At 39.6% G+C, this 2,280-nt stretch carries 3 protein-coding genes; all 3 read left to right on the top strand.

Features of this window, described 5'->3' with window-relative positions; translation table 11 throughout:
• Positions 1 to 644 (top strand): HAD family hydrolase (locus WB217_RS18535; protein ID WP_423994801.1); only part of this gene is annotated, 644 nt, incomplete at its 5' end.
• Positions 631 to 1,038, top strand: coding sequence for a GNAT family N-acetyltransferase (locus WB217_RS18530; protein ID WP_423994800.1), 408 nt, complete (start codon positions 631 to 633; stop codon positions 1,036 to 1,038). The genes WB217_RS18535 and WB217_RS18530, both read left to right, overlap by 14 nt.
• A gap of 214 nt (positions 1,039 to 1,252) precedes the next feature.
• On the top strand, positions 1,253 to 2,280 hold a 1,028-nt coding region (locus WB217_RS18525; protein WP_423994799.1), incomplete at its 3' end, for a methyl-accepting chemotaxis protein.

Here is a 2,280-nt window from a genome sequence, read left to right as displayed (position 1 = left end):
ACCGCAACACCTCCCTGGTAAAATTCATCAACGACCAGTACGAGCGTTATATAAAGGAATTGAGTTTAATAGACAAACAGCATTTTATGAATAGATTCGTAGAACTGGATTGCCGCGGTTACGTATGGAAGGACCGGGTATACAGTCAGCTTTTACAGGAACTTAACATAACAGGTTTGACCTGGGAACAACTCCTCGAAGACTACGTTATTAACTTTAACAATACATGTGTGCCCTTCCGAAACGTTCAGAAGGTTTTAGAAACCCTGCACCATATGGGCATAAAACTTGGCTTGATTTCCAATGGGAAAAGACAATTCCAGAGAGAGAACCTGAACGCCCTAGGGATTGCGGATTACTTTGACACCATCCTGATTTCTGAAGAGGTCGGCTTAAGAAAACCTGACCCTCAGATCTTTCAAATGGGGCTGGACAATCTCTCCATTTCAGCAGAGGAAAGTATATTTGTAGGGGACCATCCGGAGAATGATATCATGGCCGCCAGGGATGCAGGAATGCTTGGACTCTGGAAGCGTGATGAATATTGGATGGAGGCTGAGGCCGATTTTACCATCAATGATTTATATGAAATAGTAGCAATCGTTCGAAGCTTGAAAGGAGCAGCAGTAAATGAAAGATTTTAAGGTTATGCATATTGCGCCAACCCCTGAAGACTACATCAATCTCCGCGTTGAAGCTGGCTTGAGCGTTAAATCCATAGAGGCTGCCAGCGTTGGACTGAAAAATTCACTCTTTGCCATAACTGTTTATAACGATTCAACTTTAGTAGCGATGGGAAGGGTCATCGGAGATGGAGGAGCTTTTTTTCAAATCGTCGACATCGCGGTCAAGCCGGATCAGCAAGGAAAGGGACTTGGAAAGCTGGTCATGAAAGAATTGATGTCCTATCTTGAGGAAAATACATATGAGGGATCTTATGTCAGCTTGATTGCAGACGAACCGGCAAATAAACTTTATGAACAATTTGGGTTTTCTTATACATACCCTGACTCATATGGGATGTATCGGAAATATTGAAGCGGCCAAGGTAAGGCCGTTTTTTTCGTATGCTCCACTTAAGGAAGACTATTTCCCAGGAGGGTGATTTCTATAAACAGGAATTAGACAAAATAATTTAAAATTAGACAAAATTTTACCACTAGAAGTATTTAACATCGTGTCCAAATAAAGTAAAATGTTTAACAGGACTTTATTCCTATTAAATGTGTGTGGCTTAAGGAGAGTATACTGCATGGTAAAAAGCATCAAAATTCGTATGTTGCTTATTTTCTCAGGATTAATTTTGATTTCGGGCTTATTCATTGGCTATGTATCTATTAGATCCTCAGAAACGCTGGTCGAAGAAACCGTGAGCCAACAAGCATCAGGGATTTCTCAGCGAGCTGCAAATCTTATTAAAATTAAAGAATATCAGGATATTTTAGAATCTGGAGAAACAGTCTATTATAAAGAACTGCGCAGCCAGATGAATGAAATAAGAGAAGCAAATGGTCTTACTTATATATATACGATGAAAAGAGAAAAATCAGGAGATGGGTACCGATATTATTACATAGTGGATGGAATGCCTGAAAGTTCCGAGGATGCTTCCCAAATCGGAGATGAAGAGAAGGGAATAGACGAGTATCCTGCAATTGTACGTGCTTTTGAAACAGGGAAACCTGAGATGGAAATGACAAATACTGAGGAATATGGAGGGCTGGTTTCTGCCTATGCTCCTATTAAATCAGAGACAGGTGAAGTGATTGGAATCGTCGGATCAGATTATGACGTAACGGATGTCTATAATGGAATTGAAGCAAATAAGCTAAAAATGCTTTTAATCATGGCGGCTATTTTAGTTGTTAGCATTATCGTTACCTGGGCAATTACCCACTCCATTACAAAGCCGATTCAGCTTTTATCAAAAAATACAGAAGCCATTGGCGGTGGTGATTTGTCAATTAGTGTCGAGTCTAAACGCACTGATGAAATCGGAAAATTAACTCTATCATTCAATGAAATGCTCCAGGATTTAAGGGGGATTATTCAAACTATTAATAAGTATAGTTTAGAATTGAACGAAACTTCCTCTTTACTTTTATCAAAGGCAAATGAAACAAAATCAGCGAGCAGGGAAATTGCTATTACCATGGAGGATATCTCAGGAAATTCGGATTCACAGCATAAAAGCCTGAGCGAAAGTGTAATGGTTATAGAGGAAATGTCGGTAGGGGTTAATCATATTGCGGAATCATCATCAACAGCTTCTGAATTAGC

This window comes from Mesobacillus sp. (assembly GCF_049588175.1).
Lineage (GTDB): Bacteria > Bacillota > Bacilli > Bacillales > Cytobacillaceae > Mesobacillus.
The sequence above is the reverse complement of the archived record's forward strand: the minus strand, read 5'-3'. Positions and strand labels throughout refer to the sequence as shown.